This is a genomic window from Streptomyces sp. 8N114, assembly GCF_052245835.1.
Classification (GTDB): Bacteria; Actinomycetota; Actinomycetes; order Streptomycetales; family Streptomycetaceae; genus Streptomyces.
The window spans coordinates 233325-253881 of sequence record NZ_JBQQBT010000001.1; the positions used below are offsets into that span (position 1 = coordinate 233325).

Consider the following 20557-nt stretch of genomic DNA (forward strand, 5'->3'; position numbering starts at 1 on the left):
GGTCAGCCTCCGGGCCGCACGCTCAGGTCCGTGACCTCCGCGCCCCTGGGCAGATCCAGGGCCGTCAGAACGGTGGTCGCCACCGCCTCGACGGGGATCCACTTGCCGGGGTCGTACTCCTTGCCCTCCTGGCGGTGCACCTTCTCCTGCATCGGGGTGGCGGTGCGGCCCGGGTAGACGGAGGTGACGCGGACGCCGTTGCCGCTCTCCTCGCCGCGCAGCGCGTCGGCCAGCGCCTTGAGGCCGTGCTTGCTGGCCGCGTACGCGCCCCACTCGGGGTTGGCGCGCAGCCCCGCGCCCGAGTTGACGAAGACGACATGGCCGCGGGAGCGGCGCAGCTGCGGCAGCAGCAGCCGGGTCAGTTCGGCGGGTGCCACCAGGTTGGCGGCGAGAGTGGCCTGCCACAGCTTGGGGGTGCTCTCGCCCACCGACCCCAGCTCGACGACGCCTGCGATGTGCAGCAGCGAGTCGACGTCCTGGGGGAGCTGCTGATGCCCGAACGCCCAGGAGAGCCGCCCCGGTTCGGCCAGGTCGCCGACCAGCGTGTGTGCGCCGTCGAACCGGTCGGCGAGCTCCTTGGCGCGGCCCGCGTCGCGGGCCAGCAGGTAGAGGGTGTCGCCGCGGTCCTGGAGGCGGCGCGCCACCTCGGCCCCGATTCCGGAGCCCGCGCCTGTGATCACGTGTGTTGCCATGCCCCCATGATCCCGCACCGGGCCGGTCCGCCCACCGAGCGGCCCGCGCCCCGAGCCCGCACCCGCGGCGCGCCGGCTATGCCGCGAAGATCGACTCCAGCTTGTCGTACTCCTCCAGGCAGCGGCCGGTGCCCAGGGCCACACAGCCCAGCGGCTCGTCGGCCACCGTCACCGGCATGCCCGTCTCCTTCATCAGCCGCTCGTCCAGACCGTGCAGCAGCGCGCCGCCGCCGGTCAGCACGATGCCGCGCTCCATGATGTCGCCGTACAGCTCCGGTGGGCACTCCTCGAAGGCCGCCTGCACGGCCGCCACGATGGAGCGCACCGGGCGTTCCACGGCCTCGACGATCTCCTCGGGCGCCAGCTGGACGACCTTGGGCATACCGGTGTGCTTGTCCCGGCCGCGTACGGGTACGAACTCGCCGCTGCCGAGGGACATCTTGATCTCCTCGGAGGTCCGCTCGCCCACGGCGATGGCGTACTCCCGCTCGATCCAGGAGGCGATGGCCGCGTCCAGCGCGTCGCCCGCCACCCGCGCCGACCGGGCGACGACCATGCCGCCCAGCGAGATGATGGCGATCTCCGTACTGCCGCCGCCGATGTCCACGACCATCGAGCCGCGTGCCTCGTGCACCGGCAGCCCGGCGCCGATCGCGGCCGCTATGGGCTCCTCGATCAGCCGCACCGAGCGGGCGCCGGCCCGGCTGGCGGTCTGCAGCACAGCGCGCCGTTCGACACCGGTGACGCCGCTGGGTACGCACACCACCACGCGGGGCGACCGGCCGCGGCCCTTGCCGTCGCGGGCCGCGCGGATGAAGTACCGCAGCATGCCCTCCGTCGCCTCGAAGTCCGTGATCACGCCGCCCTTGAGGGGGCGGGTGGCGGTGATGGAGCCCGGGGTGCGGCCCACGGCCTGACGGGCCTGGGCGCCGACGGCGAGCACCTTCCCGGTGTTCGTGTCGATCGCGACGACGGAGGGTTCGTTCAGGACGACGCCGCGTCCGCGCTCGTACACCAGCGTGTTGGCCGTGCCGAGGTCTATGCCGATGTCGCGGCCGCGGAACGGAGAGGAGGCGCCGGTGAGGGCGGAGTGGGTGCGCTTAGCCATGTGTACTCACCATGTTCGGTGCGGTGTTGTACGAAGTTGTACGTGGTTGTAACGAGGTTGTGAGGGCTGGCACGAGTCGTGCCGAATTGTGGTGCTGCCAGCCGCAGCATACCCAACTGTCCTGTTTGCTGCGGCAGGTGGCCCGCACCGGCCCGCCGGGAATCTGGAATCGGAAAGGCGCTGGTCGGAGCGCGTTTTCCGGACAATCGCACGCGTGCTCCCGAGAGTTGGTGGCATAGATCTGCGGGGGGTGGATAGCTATGCACCGGAGACCACGCGCGGTTCACCGAGCCCAAAGCCTGGTGCGTCCTCGGAGACCGCGCCATGGGCCACCGTCTCTACCACTGGAGGTTTCGTCATTTCCGCGCGACCGGCTCAGGAATTCGGAGACAACCCCGTCGAGGTTCGGGAAACCGGACACTACACAGAGGAATACGTCCCCAGCTTCGTGGAGAAGTGGGATTCTCTCATAGATTGGGAGAAGCGAGCGGAGAGCGAGGGAAATTTCTTCATCGACCTGCTGCGAAAGCGGGGCGTAAGGAGCGTCCTCGACGTCGCGACAGGGACCGGGTTCCATTCCGTACGGCTGTTGGAAGCCGGCTTCGAAACCGTGAGCGCGGACGGCAGCGCCGATATGCTCGCGATGGCGTTCGAGAACGGAATGAAGAACGGCGACCACATCCTGCGGGTCGTCCAGGCCGACTGGCGGTGGCTCAACCGGGACGTTCACGGTGAGTACGACGCCATCGTGTGCCTCGGCAACTCCTTCACGCATCTGTTCTCGGAACGCGACCGGCGCAAGGCGCTGGCCGAGTTCTACGCGATGCTGAAGCACGACGGAATCCTCATCCTGGATCAGCGCAACTACGACGCGATTCTCGATCGCGGCTACTCCAGCAAGCACACGTACTACTACTGCGGCGAAGACGTCGCGGTCGAGCCGGAATACATGGACGAGGGGCTGTGCCGCATGCGGTACCGCTTCCCGGACAGTTCGGTCTACCACCTCAACATGTTCCCGCTCCGCAAGGACTACACGCGGCGCCTCATGTCCGAGGTCGGGTTCCAGCGCATCGAGACGTACGGCGACTTCCAGCACACCTACCGGGACGAGCAGCCCGACTTCTTCGTGCATGTCGCGGAGAAGGAATACCGGATGGAGGATCAGGAAGAAGGCCCTTACGGCGGTGCTGTGAATACGGCGCGGAGTTATTACAACTCCCCGGACGCCGACGCCTTCTATGCATCCGTGTGGGGCGGCGAGGATATTCACGTCGGCATCTACTCCGATGCGAAGGAGCCCATCGCCGACGCCAGCCGCCGCACCGTCGAGCGGATGGCCTCCGGGCTCGGCCTCGCCAAGGAGTCCCGCGTCCTCGACCTCGGCTCCGGCTTCGGCGGCTCGGCCCGCTACCTCGCCGAAACGTTCGGCTGCGCGGTCCAGGCCCTCAACCTCAGCGAGGTGGAGAACCAGCGCCACAAGGAACTCAACGCGGCCCGCGGTCTCACCGACCGGATCGAGGTCGTGGACGGCTCCTTCGAGAGCGTGCCGTTCCCCGACTCCAGCGTGGATGTGGTCTGGTCGCAGGACGCGTTCCTGCACAGCGGGGACCGGCTCCGCGTACTGGAGGAGATCCGGCGGGTCCTCAAACCGGGCGGTCGGCTGGTCTTCACCGACCCGATGGCCGCCGACGGCACCGATCTCGGCGCCATCCAGCCCATCCTGGACCGCATCCACCTCGACGACATGGGCTCCCCCGGTTTCTACCGGCGTGAGCTCATCCGCCTCGGCTTCGTCCCGAGCGAGCACGAGGACTCCCACGAAGGGTTCGAGGATCTGCGGGAGCAACTCGTCACGCACTACGGGCGGGTGCTGGAGGAGACCGAGCGGCAGGAGGCCGAAGGGCTCGCCTCGAAGGTCAGCAGCGACTATCTGAGCCAGATGAAGAAGGGCCTCGCCCACTGGGTCGACGGCGGTCAGAAGCACCGTCTCACCTGGGGCATCTTCCGCTTCACCCTGACGAAGGGCTGACACCCCGCGCCGGACACCTGTCCGTCCTCCCCGGCCCGGGCCGGGGAGGACGGACAGCCCGGTGCAGGGCGGCTTCCACCGCGCGGAGCCCGGTCATAGGCTGTGCGTCATGGTCTCCTCCGCACCCATGAACATCTGCGTCTTCTGCTCGGCCGCCGAGCTCGACAGCGTCTACACCGACGCGGCCCGCGAGTTCGCCGAACTCATCGGCAAGCGGGGCCACAGCCTGGTGTGGGGCGGTTCGGACTCCGGACTGATGAAGGTCGTGGCCGACGGCGTGCAGGACGCAGGCGGGCGACTGATCGGTATCTCGGTGGAGTTCCTGCGCGACGTCGCCCGGCCGAACGCCGACGAGATGGTCGTCGCCGCCGACCTCGCCGAGCGCAAGGCACTCATGCTGGACCGCGCGGACGCCATCGTGGTCCTGGTGGGCGGCACCGGCACGCTGGACGAGGCGACCGAGATCCTGGAGCTGCGCAAGCACGGTATGCACGCCAAGCCGGTGGTGCTGCTCAACACCGCGGGCTTCTACGACGGCCTCAAGCAGCAGATGGCCCGGATGGAGGCCGAGGGCTTCCTGCCCATCCCCCTCTCGGACCTGGTCACCTTCGCGGACGACGCCCCGCAGGCGCTGGAGCTGCTGGGGGCCTGAACCCCTCCGGCCGTCCGGCTCAGGCCGCCGGGACCGCGCGCTCCGTCCGGTCGATCGTCGCGGAGCCGACCACCCGGGTGCCGTCGTACAGCACGATCGCCTGCCCCGGGGCCACCCCGCGCTCCGGCTCGGCGAACCGTACCCGCAGCTCGCCGCCGATCAGCTCCGCCTGCACCGGCGTCTCCGCGCCGTGCGCGCGCAGCTGTGCCGTGTACGGGCGGGGGCCGTCCGCGGGAGGCTCACCGCACCAGCGGGGGCGTACGGCGGTGAGCGCGGCGACGTCCAGCGAGGCCGCGGGCCCGACGGTGACTGTGTTGTCGACCGGGGAGATGTCCAGCACATAGCGCGGCTTGCCGTCCGGGGCCGGGCGGCCCAGCCGCAGCCCCTTGCGCTGGCCGATGGTGAAGCCGTACGCGCCGTCGTGGGTGCCCACCTTGGCGCCGGACTCGTCGACGACGTCGCCCTCGGCCCGGCCCAGCCGGGAGGAGAGGAAGCCCTGGGTGTCGCCGTCGGCGATGAAGCAGATGTCGTGGCTGTCGGGCTTCTTTGCGACGGCAAGGCCACGCCGCTCGGCCTCGGTGCGGATCTCCTCCTTGGTGGTGAGCGTGTCGCCCAGCGGGAACATCGCGTGGGCCAACTGCCGCTCGTCCAGCACGCCGAGGACATAGCTCTGGTCCTTGGCCGCGTCACTCGCCCGGTGCAATTCCCGGCGCCCGTTCTCACGGGTCACCACAGTGGCGTAGTGGCCGGTGCACACCGCGTCGAAGCCCAGCGCGAGGGCCTTGTCCAGCAGCGCGGCGAACTTGATCTTCTCGTTGCAGCGCAGGCAGGGATTGGGCGTACGACCTGCCTCGTATTCCGCGACGAAGTCCTCCACGACGTCCTCGCGGAAGCGCTCAGCCAGGTCCCACACGTAGAAGGGGATGCCGATGACGTCGGCGGCGCGGCGTGCGTCGTTCGAGTCCTCGATGGTGCAGCAGCCGCGCGCACCTGTACGGAACGACTTAGGGTTGGCGGACAGAGCCAGATGCACGCCCGTCACGTCGTGTCCGGCCTCGGCGGCGCGGGCCGCCGCGACGGCGGAGTCGACACCGCCGGACATGGCGGCCAGCACACGCAGCGGGCGCGCGGAGGCTGTCCCCCGCGAGGATGCAGTAGTCATAGCGCCCTCCAGGGTAGACGGAACGACCCGATGACCCGAACGCGTTAGGGAGCGTATGGGACAGGCGGCGGACGAAGAACGGACGAACGGCTCCGGCGAGCCCGGACCCGGCGAAGGCAGCCGGGGCTCCGGCGACGGCGAGGGCCGGAACGAGGGCGGTCGGCGCGAGCGCGGCGTCGCCCGGCGCAGGCTGCTGATCGCGGGCAGCACAGCCCTGGGCCTCGGCGTGCTCGGGGTGGCCACCCAGCAGGAGCTCAAGCGCTGGTGGTGGCGGATGCCGGGGAACGACAAACCCCGGATGGAGGGCGAGGTGGACGACGACCGCGCCCGGTGGGTGGCCGCCGCGGACGGCAACCTGCGCCGCGGGGACCGGCCCGCCGACTTCGGCATCGACCGGGTGATCATCCACGTCACCCAGGGCAGCGCCGCAGCCGCCGTGAAGGTCTTCCGCAACCCGGCTCACCAGGCCGCGGCGCACTACATCGTCTGCCACGACGGAGAGATCATCCAGATGATCCGTGAGCTGGATGTGGCCTTCCACGCGTCGAACAAGGAGTACAACGAGCGCAGCGTCGGCATCGAGCACGAGGGCTGGATAGACCGTCCGCAGGACTTCACGGACGCCATGTACCGCTCCTCCGCCAAGCTGACGGCCGGGATCTGCTCCCGCTACGGCTTCCCGGCCGACCGCCGGCACATCCTCGGCCACAACGAGGTCCCCGGCGCCGACCACACGGACCCGGGCCGGCATTGGGACTGGGACAAATATCTGCGGCTGGTGCGTACGGAGATGAAGGTCGAGAGCACGCTGCGGAACAAGTGATCCCCGCGGCCGGCCCCGGTCGGTGGCCCGCTCGGCCGGTGCCTAGCTGAGCCCCGCGGTACGGGCGCGCTCCACGACCGGGCCGATCGCCTTGGCCAGTGCGTCCACGTCCGCTTCGGTGCTGGTGTGGCCCAGCGAGAAGCGGAGCGTGCCCCGGGCCAGGTCGGGTTCCGTGCCGGTGGCCAGCAGTACGTGGCTGGGCTGGGCGACGCCTGCCGTGCACGCCGACCCGGTCGAACACTCGATCCCCTGCGCGTCCAGGAGCAGCAGCAGCGAGTCGCCCTCGCAGCCGGGGAAGGAGAAGTGCGCGTTGGCCGGGAGCCGTCCGGCCGGGTCGGGGTCGCCGTTGAGCACCGCGTCGGGCACGGCGTCGCGTACGGCCGCCACCAGGGCGTCCCGCAGCGCGCCCACCTCGCGGACGAAGTCGGCCCGCCGCTCGACGGACACCCGCCCGGCCGTGGCGAACGCGGCGACGGCGGGGGTGTCCAGGGTGCCGGAGCGTACGTGCCGCTCCTGGCCGCCGCCGTGCAGCAGCGGTACGGGCGCGTACTCGCGCCGCAGCAGCAGCGCACCGACGCCGTAGGGGCCGCCAATCTTGTGCCCGGTGACGGCCATCGAGGCCAGCCCCGACTCCTCGAAGGAGAGGTCGAGCTGGCCGAACGCCTGCACCGCGTCGGAGTGCAGCGGTACGTCGAACTCGGCGGCCACCTGGGCGAGTTCCGGCACCCGGTTGACGGTACCGATCTCGTTGTTCGCCCACATCACCGTGGCCAGCGCGATGTCGGAGGGGTCCCGCTCGATGGCCTCGCGCAGCGCCTCGGGATGCACCCGGCCGTACCCGTCCACCGGCAGCCACTCCAGGCGCGCGCCCTCGTGCTCGGCCAGCCACTCGACGGCGTCCAGGACTGCGTGGTGCTCCACCGGGCCGGCCAGCACCCGGGTCCGCCGCGGGTCCTGGTCCCGGCGCGCCCAGTACAGCCCCTTCACGGCGAGGTTGTCCGCCTCGGTGCCGCCCGCGGTGAACACCACCTCGCCGGGCCGCGCCCCGAGCGAGGCCGCGAGCGACTCCCGGGACTCCTCGACCGTACGCCGCGCACGCCGCCCCGCGCCGTGCAGCGAGGAGGGGTTGCCGACGACCGCGAGTTGTTCGGTCATCGTCCGCACCGCTTCGGGCCACATGGGCGTGGTGGCGGCGTGGTCGAGATAGGCGGGGTGGGCGGAGTCAGCCATGGTTCCCCAATCCTACGGTTCCCCACGGGGCGCACGACCGGCGCGTAGCAGCGCAGAGCCCGGTCCGGGCGGCAGAAGCCTGAGCGGGCTCGGCGGCGGCCCCGACGGAAATCGGCCGGGGCCGCCGCCGGGGAGAGGGCGACGGGGCCTCAGCCGCGGTTCTCCGCCTGGAACATCCAGTGCTCCTTCTCCAGGACGCCGGTGAGCTGGATGAAGACGTCCTCGGTGACCGGGTCGACGGGGCCGACGGCCTTCATACGTTCGCGGGCCTTGGTGATGACGGCGCCGAGGGCCTCCACCATGAGGCGGACGGCATCGTTGTCGGGGAGCCAGCCCTCCTTGACGGTGGCGATCGCGCTGCCCCCTGCGACGCTGGTCGAGCGGCCGTCGGGGCTGATGCCGAGCGCCGAGGCACGCTCGGCGACGGTGTCGGAGTACTGGCGGGCGGTGTCGACGACCTCGTCGAGCTGGAGGTGGATGGACCGGAAGCGCGGCCCGACCACGTTCCAGTGGATCTGCTTGGCGACGAGGGAGAGGTCGATCAGGTCCAACAGCGTGCCTTGCAGCGCCTCGGCGACGGTCTTGAGATCCGACTCGGGAAGCGTGCTCTTCACTGTGTAGGTCACGTGCGTCGCTTTCTCTCGGACAGTCTCTTTCTCCCCCAAAGTAAGCACATACGGAGAAAGCGGACCTCGGCCACGCCCGTGTCCGTGCTACGCCCGGGCCAGCTGCCGGGACTGCGCGACCAGGCGGTCGGCGGTGTCCCACACCTCGGCGTCCTCCTCCAGGAAGCCGCCGGCCAGGTTGCGGGTGGTGATGGCGACGCGGAGCGGGCCGGGCGCGGGGCGGGCCCGCACATGCACGGTGAGCTCGACGGTGGGCACCCAGCCCGTGAGGCCCAGGTCGAAACCGGTGGGCGGCAGCGCGTCCACCGCCATCAGCAGCGAGAGCGGATCGTGGTCACGGCCGTCCGCGAGATCGAGCCAGGCCCGGATCTCGCCCCGCATGCTGGGCGCCCCGAGGGCCCAGCCGCAGGTCTCCGGGTCGAGCCGCAGATCGAGCCGGCGCCCCATCTCCGGTACGGCCGCGTCACCGCCGGGGTGGTCGGTGGCGCGGAAGCACTGCTCACGCGGCGGCATGGCAGGGGGCTTGGCGCTGGTCCGCACGTCGTCGGTGAGCGCGTCCAGATCGCCGTAGGTGGCCAGGACGCGGATACGTTCGACCTCCGTACCGCGGCTGTCCGTCTGGAAGAGCCCGGCAGAGGCGGTGGAGACGGTGCGCCCGGCGCGGGCCACCGAGGTGCGGACGGTGGCGGGGCCGGCCACCGTGGCGGTCAGATAGTGGGCCGTGATGGTGAACGGGTCCGGGTGCGGGAGCGCTTGGCGCAGTGCGCGGCCCAGAACGGCCAGCAGGTAGCCGCCATTGAGGGCCTTGCCTATCGCCCAGCCCGGGGAGAGCAGCGCCTCGTGTACGCCGGGCTCGCGGGTGCGGACCATGGTGTCGCGGTCGAACTCGCTGCTGCCGGTGGGGGCGGGCGGAGTGACCTGGGATGGTGCCTCGGACATGGGAGGAACCGTACACCGGCTTTGTTACCCGTGGGTAGGCGCATCGGATGTGCCGTTCGCCGCTTCGGCGTCCACCATCGCGCTGCTGCGCTTCCACGCCCGGGGCGCACGCCAGTTGTAGCGCAGGGCCAGCAGCCGCAGGACGAACGCCAGCAGGGCCGCGCCCAGCGTGCTGCCGGGGCTCACCGCGTCGAGGTGGATCAGCAGCGCCACGGCGCTGGAGCCGACGATCGCCGGGACCGCGTAGATCTCCCGGTCCCAGCGCAGCAGGGAGGGCACCTCGTTGGCCAGTACGTCGCGCAGCACACCACCCCCGGCGGCCGTGGCCAGGCCCATCACGACCGACGACGTCAGACCCAGGCCGTACTCGTTGGCCTTGAGCGTGCCTGTCACACAGAACAGTCCCAGCCCCGCCGCGTCGAAGACGTTCACCGCCTTGTTGATCCGTTCGACCTCCGGGTGGAGGAAGAAGACCAGGACGGTGGAGACGAGCGGCGTCAGGAAATAGCCGAGATCGGTGAAGGCGGCCGGGGGCACGGCGCCGATGACGACATCGCGGAAGAGACCGCCGCCGAGGCCGGTGACCTCGGCGAGGACGGCGATGCCGAAGACATCGAAGTTACGGCGGACGGCCAGCAGGGCGCCGGAGATGGCGAAGACGAAGATGCCGGCGATGTCCAGCCAGTGCTGCAGCGGAGGGCTGAAAAGGGTTTCCACCGCACCTTTGTATCCGGACCGGCACGTGCCCCGAAGGGGCGCGGGGAACTGCGCGCTCGACCACCACGAACCCGCACCCCGCCGACGGCGGGCAGGGGCACCCCCTCACCGGAAAAACCGGAGAGGGCCGGAGGGCTGGGCCGGGCTCGCAAACTCGGCCCACCCCCCGGAGGGATCAGCTCTTGCTGACCCCGACCTCGCGCAGCAGCTTGGTGTCCCCCGGCTCCTGGTCCGGAGCGTTCTCCGGGTGGTGGCAGGCGACGTTGTGGTCCGCTGCCAACTGAACCAGCGGAGGCTCCTTCGTGCGGCAGACCTCGGTGGCCTTCCAGCAGCGGGTGTGGAAGCGGCATCCGGACGGCGGGTTCATGGGCGAGGGCACATCGCCCTGCAGCAGGATCCGCTCCCGGCTGTCCGCCGCCTTGCGGCGTGGGTCGGGCACCGGCACCGCCGACAGCAGCGCCCGGGTGTACGGGTGCATGGGCGTGTCGTACAGCGACTGCCGGTCGGTCAGTTCCACGATCTTGCCCAGGTACATCACCGCGATCCGGTCCGAGACGTGGCGGATGACCGACAGGTCGTGCGCGATGATCACGTAGGTCAGGCCGAGCTCTTCCTGGAGGTCGTCCAAGAGGTTGACGACCTGCGCCTGGATGGAGACGTCCAGCGCGGAGACCGGCTCGTCGGCCACCACCAGCTTCGGGCTGAGTGCCAGCGCGCGGGCGATGCCGATGCGCTGACGCTGACCGCCGGAGAACTCGTGCGGGTAGCGGTTGTAGTGCTCGGGGCTGAGCCCGACCACCTCCAGCAGCCGCTGGACCTCCTTCTTGACGCCGCCCTCCGGCTGCACCCCCTGCAGCTTGAACGGCGCGCTGACGATGGCGCCGACCGTGTGCCGGGGGTTCAGCGAGGAGTACGGGTCCTGGAAGATCATCTGGACGTCGCGTCGCATCGGGCGCATCCCCCTGACGCCCAGGTGGGTGATGTCCTTGCCCTCGAACTCGATGTGGCCGCCGGTCGGTTCGAGCAGCCGGGTGATCAGCCGGCCCATCGTGGACTTGCCGCAGCCGGACTCGCCCACGACGCCGAGGGTCTCGCCGGCGCGGACCTCGAAGTCGAGGCCGTCGACCGCCAGCACCGCACCCACCTGCCGCTTGAAGAGGCCCTTGGTGACGGGGAAGTGCTTCTTGAGGCCGCTGACCTTCAGCAGCGCCTCGCCCTCGCGCGGCTCGGCGAGGGTGGCCTGGCCGGCGGTCTGTTTCGTCATCGGCTCGTCGTCCTCACTCACGGCGCTCACAGCTTCGGGGCAATCTCTTCGTTCCAGATCCGCTCCCTGTCCTCCTGCGCCATGTGACAGGCGGCCAGGTGCCCGGGCTTCACCTCGCGCAGCTCGGGCCGCGTGGTGCGGGTAATGTCGCCCCCGGGGACGTCCGCGTACTGGCAGCGCGGGTTGAAGGCGCAGCCGGACGGGACGTTGATGAGGCTGGGCGGCGAGCCCTTGACCGGGATCAGGCGGTCGGACCGGTCCCGGTCGATCCGCGGCATGGAGCCCAGCAGCCCCCAGGTGTAGGGGTGCTGCGGCTCGTAGAAGACCTGCTCGGCGGTGCCGTACTCGACGCAGCGCCCGCCGTACATCACCAGGATGTCGTCGGAGAGTTCGGCGACGACGCCCAGGTCGTGGGTGATGATGATGACGGCCGAGCCGAACTCCTTCTGCAGATCCCGGATCAGGTCGAGGATCTGCGCCTGGACAGTCACGTCCAGCGCCGTGGTGGGCTCGTCGGCGATCAGCAGCTCGGGGTTGTTGACCAGCGCCATCGCGATCATCGCGCGCTGGCGCATACCGCCGGAGAACTCGTGCGGATAGCTGTCCACCCGCTTGCCCGGCTCGGGGATGCCGACCCGGTCGAGGAGTTCGACGGCGCGTTTGCGTGCCGTCTTCTTGTCGACGTTGTTGTGGACGCGGTACGCCTCCACTATCTGGTGGCCGACGGTGAAGAAGGGGTGCAGCGCGGAGAGCGGGTCCTGGAAGATCATGGAGATCTCGCGGCCCCGCAGCTTGCGCACCGACTCCGGATCGGCCCCGAGCAGCTCCTGGCCGTTCAGCCAGATCTCGCCCGAGAGCTGCGGGCGCTGCCGGCCGTACTGCCCGACGGTGTGCAGGCCCATGATGCCGAGCGAGGTGACGGACTTGCCGGAGCCGGACTCGCCGACGATGCCGAGGGTCTTGCCCTTCTCCAGGGTGAAGGAGAGGCCGTCGACGGACTTGACGAGGCCGTCCTGGGTGGGGAAGTGCACCCGCAGGTCACGTACTTCGAGGAAGGCCGTGGGCGGCTGCTTGTCCAGCTCGGGCTCGCCGGTCGCGGTACCGGAGCCGGTCAGGTCCGATCCCTTGCCCAGGTCGGCTGCCGCAGCCGCGGGCACGGCGCCCTGCGGGGTGTCCTCGACGGTCTTCGGCCCGGCGTCGGGGGCGGTCTCCGGCTTGTCCTTGTGGGACTTGTGCTCGTGGTCTGTCATCCCAGCCTCACTCGTGGGTCGATCACGCCGTACAGCAGGTCCACGATGAGATTCGCGATGACGACGGCGGTTGCGGTGATGAGGGTGACGCCCAGGATCAGCGGGAGGTCGCGGTCGGTGATCGCCTTGAGCACGGCCTGCCCGAGTCCGGGGATGCTGAAGGTGGTCTCGGTGAGGATCGCGCCGCCCATCAGGGCGCCGATGTCGATGCCGAGGAGCGTGAGGACGGGCGTCATGGTGGAGCGCATGGCGTGCTTGCCGATGACGACCGGTTCCTTGAGCCCCTTGGCGCGGGCGGTCCGGATGTAGTCCTCGCCCATCACCTCCAGCATGGTGGCCCGGGTCAGCCGGGCGTACATCGCGCCGAAGAGGAAGGCGAGGGTGATCCAGGGCAGGATCATGCCGCTGAACCACTTGCCCGCGTTCTCGCCGAACGGGGTGAAGGAGTTGCTCACCAGGTCGAGCTGGTAGGCGAAGACGGCCAGCGAGAGCAGGCCGGTGAAGTAGACGGGCAGCGAGACGCCGGCCAGCGCGCCGGTCATGGCCAGCCGGTCCCACAGGCTGCCCCGCTTGAGCGCGGAGAGCACACCGACGGTCAGCCCGATGAGCAGCCAGATCACGGCCGCACCCAGCGCGAGCGAGAGCGTGACCGGGAGCCGGTCGGTCAGCACCGGCCAGATCTCCTGCTCGGTACGGAAGGAGTAGCCGAAGCAGGGGGCCGAGCAGTGCGTGGTCTCGCCACCGGCGGAGTAGTCCCGGCCGACCAGGAGGCCCTTGAAGAACTCGAAGAGCTGTACCAGGACGGGATCGTCCAGCTGGAGCTTCTGGCGGACGGCTTCGAGGCTGTCCTTGTCGGCCTGCTTGCCGACGAACATGGTTGCCGGGTCGATCCCCGTCCACTTGGGGATCAGGAAGAAGATGCAGAAGACCGCCAGGATGATGACGACCAGCATCACTGCGACGGCGAACAGCCGCCTGATGAGGTATGTGAGCACTGCTCTCCGGCCGCCCGTCGGCGGCCCGGGCCCGCTCCCGGTCAGGGAGCGGGCGGCCGGGCCGCCGTAGCGGCCTTCACCTGCCCTTCGTGCCAGCGGCGGGTGGCGCCGTCAGATGGTGATGTCGGTGGCGGACACAGTGACCTTGGGGGTCACTTGACGCCGAGGGACGCGAAGTCGTACCAGCCGCTGTAGGAGTCGGCCGCGTAGACGTTGGTGAGCCGGTCGGAGCGCCACTGCACGATCTTCATGTAGGTCAGCGGCAGGTAGTAACCGCCTGCCATGACGTCCTTGTTGACCTTGGCGTACTTCTCGGCGGCCTTGTCCGGGTCCATCTCGGCGATCGCGTCGTCGAGACCCTTGTCGATCTTCTTGTCGTCGATCAGCGCGTAGTTGTTGTTGCCGTTGTCGCGGATCTTCGAGCTGTGCCACAGCTCGATGCCGTAGCCCTGGCCACTGGGGAAGTCCGGGCCCCAGCCGTAGAGAACCATGCCGTAGTTCTTCTTCTTGACCGTGGACTGGTTACCGACGATCGAGGAGCCCTGGGCGCCGTCGTACGGGTCGATCTCGACCTTGATGCCGACCTTCTTCAGCGACGCCTGGATGGAGTCGGCGGACTTCACATCGGACTTGTCGGTGTTGCGCACGGCGAGCGTGGTGCTGAAGCCGTTCGGCTTACCGCACTTCTTGAGCTCTTCCTTGGCCTTGGCGATGTTGGCCTTGCCACCGTTCTTGCGGATGCCGTACTGGTCGTCGCTGGCCTTGTGGCCGGGGACCACGGGCGGCAGCATGTTGACGGCCAGCTCACCGCCGGCGGTCGGGCCACCGCGCGCGGTCTGCACCGACTTGTGGTCGGTGCCGTAGATGGCGGCCTTGCGGCAGTGGATGTTGTCGAACGGCTTCACGCTCTGCGGGAAGGCCACGTACGAGATGAACCCGGTGTCCGGGTTGTCGACGTTGCCCTTGTGCTGCTTGAGCGCGGTCTGCCGGCCCTGGACCTCCATACCGCGCTGGTTGAGGTCGAGGTCGGCGTCACCGCTGATCAGGCGCTTGTCGCGCTCGTCCGGGTTGGTGAGCAGCGTGACCTGGACCTTGTCCGGCAGCGCCTTGCGCAGCGGGTCGCTGCTGCTGTTCCAGTGCTTGTTGCGCTCCAGGAGCAGCGACTTGTTCGGGGTGTACGACTTGAACTTGTACGGGCCCGAGGAGAAGGGGTGCAGCGTGTACTTGGACTTGGTGTCCTTGTCCTTGCGCACCGGCGAGTTGGTGGGCATCGCCAGCATCTGCTCGAAGTCACCGTTGGGCTTCGCCAGATGGAACTCGATGGTCTTCTTGTCCGGCGTCTTGATGCCGTCGAAGCCACCCTTGTCGTCGTAGGGGCCCTTCCACTTGCCGTCCGGGTCGAGGACGTCCTTGAGGTAGGTGGGACCGCCGGAGAGGGTCTTCTGCGCCCACTGGCGCTCGATGCCGTACTTGACGTCCTGGGCGGTGATCGGCTTGCCGTCCTCCCACTTCAGGCCGTCTTTGAGGGTGTACTTGTAGGTCTTGCCGTCGTCGGATATCTGGGCGTGGTCGGTGGCCAGGTCCGGCTTGAGTTCGACGCTCTTCTTGCCCGGCTTGGGGTTGTAACTGACCAGCTGGCGGCTGTAGTAGCGCGCGAAGTCGAAGGCGAAGGCGTAGTACATCCGGGTGGTGTCCCAGGAGTCCGCGTCCTGGACACCGACGAACTTCAGCGTCCCGCCCTTTTTGTTCGAGGCGTTGGCGACCTTGTTGACACCCGCGTTGTATTCGCCGCCGCCCCCGCCGTCGCCGTCGCCCCCGCCGCAGGCCGTGGTGGCCAGCAGCGTGGCGGCGGTGACGGCCGACAGCGCGGCCAATCGGCGCGTCGATGCGCGTAGAGATGTCACGTCTCGCAACCTCCGTGGTAGGTCACGGCCCGCACGGGCTGGGCGGGGCCGGGGTCTGGGTTGGGGGATCAACGGGTGCCCTTCGGGTCCAGTGCGTCGCGTACGCCGTCACCGAAGAGGTTGAAGGCGAGCACCGTGATGAAGATGGCGACGCCGGGGATGATCATGTACATCGGGTCGGACTCGTAGTACGTCACGGCGTCCGAGAGCATCGAGCCCCAGGAGGCGGTCGGCGGCTTGACGCCCACGCCGAGGAAGCTGAGCGCGGCCTCGGTGAGGATGTTGGTCGGAATCATCAGCGTCATGTAGACGGTGATCGGCGCGACCAGGTTGGGCAGCAGCTCCTTGCCGATGATGTAGCCGCGCCCCGCGCCCAGGCTGCGGGCCGCCTCGATGTACTCCCGCTCGCGCAGCGAGAGCACCTGGCCGCGCACGATACGGCCGATGTACGGCCAGCCGAAGAAGCCGATGACCAGGATCATCACCAGCAGCCGCACGCCCGTGCCGGTCAGGCCGAGCAGGTCGTTCGGCATGACGGAGATCAGCGAGATGATGAACAGCAGCTGCGGGAAGGCCAGCAGCATGTCCATCACGCGGCTGATGAGCGCGTCCAGCCAGCCGCCGAAGTACCCGGCGAGCGTGCCGAGGATGGTGCCGAAGATGACGGCGACGAAGGCCGAGAGGAAGCCGACGAGGATCGAGACGCGCGCCCCGTAGACGATGCGGGCGAGGATGTCGCGCCCACTGACCGGCTCCACACCCAGCAGGTGATCCCCGGACATACCGCCCAGTGCGCCCTTGGGCGTACTGAAGAGCGGGTCGATCAGGTCCTCGTGACGCTCGTTCGGTGACTGCCCGGTCAGCGCTGCGATCGCCGGCGCGAAGACCGCGACCAGGACCAGCAGCAGCACGATCGTGCCGCCGATCAGCGCCACCTTGTCACGCTTGAGCCGCTCCCAGGCGATCCGGCCGAGTGAGCGGCCCTCGATCGCCTTCTCGGCCTTGTTGAGGGCCGGCTCCACGACCGCGGTTCCCGCGGCCGTTTCCTCGTGCAGTGGTGCCGTCATCGTGTTGGGGACCCCTTCTCGACCGGCAGTTGACCAGTCCACGCACACCGCTGTAGCGGTCAAAATTCTGAAGACGTTCGCAAGCCGTTACGGCGGAAGGCCGGACATCGGCCCCCTGGCGGCTTATTACCGCGGAGTCTTCATCGGGCTCTCGATCAGTCGCCAGACCTCTTCGGGAAAGGATGCTCAACTGTGATGTGACGCACCATGTTCCGTTATGCGGACGCATGTTGACGTTGAGCGGTGTAAGACCTGGGAGTTTGTCCGGATCTGGGACAGCCGGCGACGCCGAAAACGTGCCCGAATTTCGACCCCGGCTCAGAAGGGGCGAGGGTAGCCGTAACCGAAGCCGGGAGCGGGCGGGCGGGACGCGTCGTAGCCTGCGGGAGCATGCGGGTCCCGGTCGAAGAAGGGCCGGCACTGACTGCGCATCCACATCGCCACAGGGTCGTAGTCGTCCGCCATGCCGACGCTGGAGACGGGCAGTCCGTCCGGCACCGCGGTGACCGACTGGGCCATCATCCGCCGCGCGGCCTCCACGGACGCCGGGCTGTTGTCGTAGAGGTCCAGCCCGACGGCCAGATACGGAACGCCCATCGCGGGACGCACCCAGGCGCGGCGCAGCGAGCGGACGACGGGCGTGTGGTGCGCGTTCTGCGTCAGCAGCGCGAAGAACTGCGGGATCTCCAGGGTCGGTTCGGTGATCCGCAGTGGCCCGGCCGGGAGCTGGTCGAGGCCCACCGCGATCCGTCGCAGATCGAGCCACGGGATGCCCACACCGCCGCCGGGAGCGTGCGGATTCAGCCAGATTCCCCAGCGGTCGGGAAAGAGGGCCGCGGCGATGTCCCGGCCGCCGACGACCTCGTGTGCGCGGTTCCAGCCGGAGGCCGCCAGTTCCTGGGCCGAGGTCACACAGGGCGCGTAACCGTACCCGGCCACCTCCATGTTGCCGTACTGCGCGTCGGGGGAACCGGCCTGGCCGTTCCACAGCAGCATCCACACCTGGCTGCCCGCGAGCGCCTGGAGCAGGGCCTCATAGGTCTCGTAGGTGTCCAGCGCGCCGGGCGAAACCCGTCGCAGGAGCTGTTCGACGCTTCCACCCGCGCTCACCTGGGCCGCCCTTCCACCACTGCCGCCGTTCCTGCCCGACTCGTCGCCCCTCACCGCTATCCAACCAGCTTAAGAGCGGGCCGGGACATCAGTACTCGTACTCAGCTCGGCTCCGTACGGCGCTCAGGCGTGCGTTTCGCGGTTGTAGAAGGGGCGTACGCACTGCCGCATCCACTCCACCACCGGGTCGTCGGCCGCATCCAGCAGCACCATCTGCACCGGCCAGGGCACCTGGGCCACGTGCAGCGCCCTGCCGAGCGCCTCGTGCGCCGCCTGCCGGTACTCCGGCTCCAGCAGGTCGAGTTCTATCCCGATGAACAGCGCGGGCGGATCACCCTCCATGCTGGCGAGCCCCCGGCGGGCTGTCCTTACGGCCGGCAGCGCGGCGAACTCGGCCGAGGCGGCGGTGAGGAAGGAGAGCGGGTCGTCCTGCCAGTCCGGCTCGAACAGCCGCACCCGGGCCCCTCGCACCACACCCCCGGCGGCCTGCTCGGCCGGGGTGTTCGCGCACAGCTCCGCAACGGCCTCGGCGGGCAGCGGCACCCCCACCGTCCCCTCCGGGTTCACCGCGATACCCACCCCCGGGGGAAGGCCGCGCGCGAACTGACGGGCCGGGGCAATGGTGAAGGACATATGCGAGCCGACGACGTTCAAGAACTGCTCCTCGGAGCTGAAGACCGGCACATAGACCGCGCCGTCCAACTCGACGGTCGGCAGGTCCAGTTCGCGGCTCTCCCGGCTTCCGCCCTCCGGGAGCGGGACCCATACGCTGCTGCGGCCCAGCACCTCCAGCAGCCGGGCGCCCGCGTGCGGCACCTGCACCGAGGCGGCCAGGGCTTCCTCCAGCTCGTTGCCGGGCCAGCCGCCCCCGTGCCCGGGCCCGAAGTGCTGCGGCTGCTGCGGCTGGGGCTGCGAGGGAACTGTCATACGGGCAAGCCTATCCATGATCTCCGCGCGCGGTCCCGGGAGGGATGGCGGAGGGACACGTCCGGCGACGCTCCGGTTGCGTCTCCCACTCATCGCCCGAAAAGTGGATTTCGTCCCACTACGTGCCATCCGGCACGCTTATTGGAGGAGTGCACATGCGCGTGAACAGACTCACCGCCACCGCCGTCACCGTTTCCCTGGCCGGCTCGCTCGCCATCGGCGCGGCGGGCGCGGCCTCCTCCGCGGCGTCCTCGCTGCCCGCGGACCACATCCCGGGACACCGGCCCGGCGTCCATCAACCCGCCGACAACGACACCGGCACGGAGCAGGGCAAGCCGGAGCCGTCGGGTGACCACGGCGCCAAGCAGCAGAAGCCCGCCCAGCAGCAGAAGCCCGCCCAGGGCCAGCCGGCGAAGCCTGCCGCCCCGCACGACACCCCGCTGGAGGAGCAGAAGCCCACGACTGAGCACAAGCCTGCTCAGCCGCAGGAGCCGAAGCAGCAGCATGCCAAGCCGAAGCCTGCCGAGCCCAAGCCCGGCGAACACGGCCAGCCCGCCAAGCCCGGCCAGCACAGCCAGCCCGCCAAGCCCGGCGAACACGGCCAGCCCGCCAAGCCCGGCCAGCACAGCCAGCCCGCCAAGCCCGGCGAACACGGCCAGCCCGCCAAGCCCGGTCAGCACGGTCAGCCCGCGGAGCCCGGTGAACACAGCCAGCCCGCCAAGCCCGGTCAGCACGGCAAGCCCGCGGAGCCCGGTGAACACAGCCACCCCGCGAAACCGGCGAAGCCCGCCGAGCCCGCGGAGGGGCAGGCGCCCGAGCAGCCGGCGCTCGGACTGGTGCCGCCGGCGGCGCCCTCCGAGCCGCAGATCGAGAAGCCGGTCATCCCGGACGCGGGCCGCTGACCCCGGTCACATCCGGGGCCCGGTCACAGGTGTCCCCGTCCGCGGTCCCGTCGTCCCTCCCGGGCGGCGGGACCGTCGGCGTCCGCGGCCCGGCCCGCGCGGGCGGCACGGGCGGCGCCGGATCACGCGGCACCCGCGCGTGCGGCACCGGAGCGGGTGCGGGCACCAGCCGCACATGCGTGGAGACCGCCATCGGCACCGGCTCGGGCAGCGGTTCGAAGAGCACGGAGCGCAGCGCCTGGGCCGCGCCCCGGTCCAGCAGCACCGAGGAGACGATGCCCGTCGGCAGCCGCCCCGCCTCGGCGGCCGACCGCAGTCGGCGTACGGCACGAAGGTGACGGTGGAAGGCGTACCCGGACACCCTCCTGCCCCGCGCGGTCTGCCCGGCAAGCGCGTCCTCGGGCGAGACGTCGAGCAGCAGCAGGTGCAGCGACCGGCCCCGCCGTACCGCGTCCCGGGCCAGCCAGCGGCGCACCCAGCTCTGCGTGCCGCAGTCGTGCACCACGACCGCGGCCCCCGAGCCGAGCGCCGCGCGCAGCCCCGCGTAGTGCGCGAGCCGCACCAGCGGCCGGTAGACGCCGTACGGCAGCCAGCGCGGCATGCGCCTCTCCCAGCGCTCCCGGGTGTCCTGGGAGTCGATACGGATGACGTCGCCGCGCGCGGGGACAGCGGATCTGATCAGGGTGGACTTGCCGCCGCCCGGCAGACCGGAGACGACCACCACATCCCCGGCGCGGTAGCGAAGCGTCCGCACCGCAGCGGTGCGGCGCAGATCGTGGCGGACCACGGAGCGGGCGGCGGGACCCGCCCGCGCGCCCCTCGGCATCGCGTCCGCACTGCACAGGCTGCCCAATGGATCTCCCTCCCTGGGCGACGGCTCGGCCGCCGTCTCCCCCAAGTATGTAAAGAAAAGGTAATGCGATTCAAGGTGAACGGCTTGCGCTCAGGGGCAGTCACGACCCGCTCACCCGTGCGATGATGTGCGCACTCAACTCCATACCGGCCGTTCGAACCCGCGCGGGAGAGTCTCCGGCAGGCACAGCAGTATTCGCACGTCAGCAACCGCAACAGCACGCCGGGGCGCCGAAGGAGCAAGATCCTCCCTTGAATCTCTCAGGCCCCGTTACCGCGCAGGCTAGGCAGATCTGAAAAGCGGA

The 20557-nt window shown here is 69.8% G+C and carries 18 protein-coding genes, 1 pseudogene and 1 riboswitch; of the genes and pseudogenes, 4 read left to right on the forward strand and 15 right to left on the reverse strand.

The genetic code is table 11. The features are described from left to right. Window positions 1–2 precede the first annotated feature (2 nt). Entirely contained in the window at window positions 3–692 is a 690-nt protein-coding gene (locus tag ACTWQF_RS00985; protein ID WP_443276126.1) for an SDR family oxidoreductase, read from the reverse strand. Between the two features lie 76 nt (window positions 693–768). Next, the gene (locus ACTWQF_RS00990; protein ID WP_443245018.1) at window positions 769–1800 is read right to left on the reverse strand and encodes a rod shape-determining protein; all 1032 of its coding nucleotides are present in this window, start codon (window positions 1798–1800) and stop codon (window positions 769–771) included. 358 nt (window positions 1801–2158) lie between these two features. On the opposite strand from ACTWQF_RS00990, the gene ACTWQF_RS00995 reads away from it, so the two are divergent. After that, complete coding sequence (locus ACTWQF_RS00995) at window positions 2159–3832, forward strand: glycine/sarcosine N-methyltransferase (protein ID WP_443277516.1); 1674 nt, start codon at window positions 2159–2161, stop codon at window positions 3830–3832. 127 nt (window positions 3833–3959) lie between these two features. After that, the gene (locus tag ACTWQF_RS01000) at window positions 3960–4484 is read left to right on the forward strand and encodes a TIGR00730 family Rossman fold protein (protein WP_443245253.1); all 525 of its coding nucleotides are present in this window, start codon (window positions 3960–3962) and stop codon (window positions 4482–4484) included. A gap of 19 nt (window positions 4485–4503) precedes the next feature. Here ACTWQF_RS01000 and mnmA read toward each other — a convergent pair whose 3' ends face one another. Continuing rightward, the gene (mnmA, locus tag ACTWQF_RS01005; RefSeq protein ID WP_443276128.1) at window positions 4504–5646 is read right to left on the reverse strand and encodes a tRNA 2-thiouridine(34) synthase MnmA; all 1143 of its coding nucleotides are present in this window, start codon (window positions 5644–5646) and stop codon (window positions 4504–4506) included. A 55-nt stretch (window positions 5647–5701) separates the two neighbouring features. On the opposite strand from mnmA, the gene ACTWQF_RS01010 reads away from it, so the two are divergent. Continuing rightward, the gene (locus ACTWQF_RS01010) at window positions 5702–6469 is read left to right on the forward strand and encodes an N-acetylmuramoyl-L-alanine amidase (RefSeq protein ID WP_443276130.1); all 768 of its coding nucleotides are present in this window, start codon (window positions 5702–5704) and stop codon (window positions 6467–6469) included. A 42-nt stretch (window positions 6470–6511) separates the two neighbouring features. Here the strand turns inward: ACTWQF_RS01010 and ACTWQF_RS01015 are convergent, their stop codons facing one another. The 11 genes from ACTWQF_RS01015 to ACTWQF_RS01065 form a co-directional block, all read right to left on the reverse strand. Further along, the gene (locus ACTWQF_RS01015; protein ID WP_443276132.1) at window positions 6512–7699 is read right to left on the reverse strand and encodes a cysteine desulfurase family protein; all 1188 of its coding nucleotides are present in this window, start codon (window positions 7697–7699) and stop codon (window positions 6512–6514) included. A 149-nt stretch (window positions 7700–7848) separates the two neighbouring features. Continuing rightward, window positions 7849–8325: a Dps family protein gene (locus tag ACTWQF_RS01020; protein ID WP_443276133.1), complete on the reverse strand. Its 477-nt coding sequence runs from the start codon at window positions 8323–8325 to the stop codon at window positions 7849–7851. A gap of 87 nt (window positions 8326–8412) precedes the next feature. Then, on the reverse strand, window positions 8413–9264 hold the full coding sequence (locus ACTWQF_RS01025) for a thioesterase family protein (RefSeq protein ID WP_443276135.1): 852 nt from the start codon (window positions 9262–9264) through the stop codon (window positions 8413–8415). 24 nt (window positions 9265–9288) lie between these two features. After that, on the reverse strand, window positions 9289–9981 hold the full coding sequence (locus ACTWQF_RS01030; protein WP_443276137.1) for a trimeric intracellular cation channel family protein: 693 nt from the start codon (window positions 9979–9981) through the stop codon (window positions 9289–9291). A 175-nt stretch (window positions 9982–10156) separates the two neighbouring features. After that, window positions 10157–11245, reverse strand: coding sequence for an ABC transporter ATP-binding protein (locus ACTWQF_RS01035; RefSeq protein ID WP_443277518.1), 1089 nt, complete (start codon window positions 11243–11245; stop codon window positions 10157–10159). Window positions 11246–11271: 26 nt separating this feature from the next. Further along, the gene (locus ACTWQF_RS01040) at window positions 11272–12495 is read right to left on the reverse strand and encodes an ABC transporter ATP-binding protein (protein ID WP_443276139.1); all 1224 of its coding nucleotides are present in this window, start codon (window positions 12493–12495) and stop codon (window positions 11272–11274) included. Next, a complete protein-coding gene (locus tag ACTWQF_RS01045; protein WP_443276141.1) occupies window positions 12492–13490 on the reverse strand; it encodes an ABC transporter permease in 999 nt (332 codons plus the stop codon). The genes ACTWQF_RS01040 and ACTWQF_RS01045 overlap by 4 nt, the downstream gene beginning before the upstream one ends. 152 nt (window positions 13491–13642) lie before the next feature. After that, entirely contained in the window at window positions 13643–15394 is a 1752-nt protein-coding gene (locus tag ACTWQF_RS01050) for an ABC transporter substrate-binding protein (protein ID WP_443276142.1), read from the reverse strand. Window positions 15395–15462: 68 nt separating this feature from the next. Then, entirely contained in the window at window positions 15463–16461 is a 999-nt protein-coding gene (locus tag ACTWQF_RS01055; protein WP_443276144.1) for an ABC transporter permease, read from the reverse strand. A 318-nt stretch (window positions 16462–16779) separates the two neighbouring features. Then, window positions 16780–17571 (reverse strand): enhanced serine sensitivity protein SseB C-terminal domain-containing protein, encoded by a 792-nt coding sequence (locus ACTWQF_RS01060; RefSeq protein ID WP_443276145.1) that lies wholly within the window; start codon window positions 17569–17571, stop codon window positions 16780–16782. A gap of 123 nt (window positions 17572–17694) precedes the next feature. Further along, on the reverse strand, window positions 17695–18498 hold the full coding sequence (locus tag ACTWQF_RS01065) for an enhanced serine sensitivity protein SseB (protein ID WP_443276146.1): 804 nt from the start codon (window positions 18496–18498) through the stop codon (window positions 17695–17697). A 155-nt stretch (window positions 18499–18653) separates the two neighbouring features. On the opposite strand from ACTWQF_RS01065, the gene ACTWQF_RS01070 reads away from it, so the two are divergent. Next, the gene (locus tag ACTWQF_RS01070; protein ID WP_443276147.1) at window positions 18654–19400 is read left to right on the forward strand and encodes a hypothetical protein; all 747 of its coding nucleotides are present in this window, start codon (window positions 18654–18656) and stop codon (window positions 19398–19400) included. A 217-nt stretch (window positions 19401–19617) separates the two neighbouring features. Here the strand turns inward: ACTWQF_RS01070 and ACTWQF_RS01075 are convergent. Continuing rightward, a pseudogene (locus tag ACTWQF_RS01075) lies at window positions 19618–20226 on the reverse strand (AAA family ATPase); the annotation flags it as partial. 182 nt (window positions 20227–20408) lie between these two features. Further along, a riboswitch (glycine riboswitch) is annotated at window positions 20409–20539 on the forward strand. Window positions 20540–20557 lie beyond the last annotated feature (18 nt).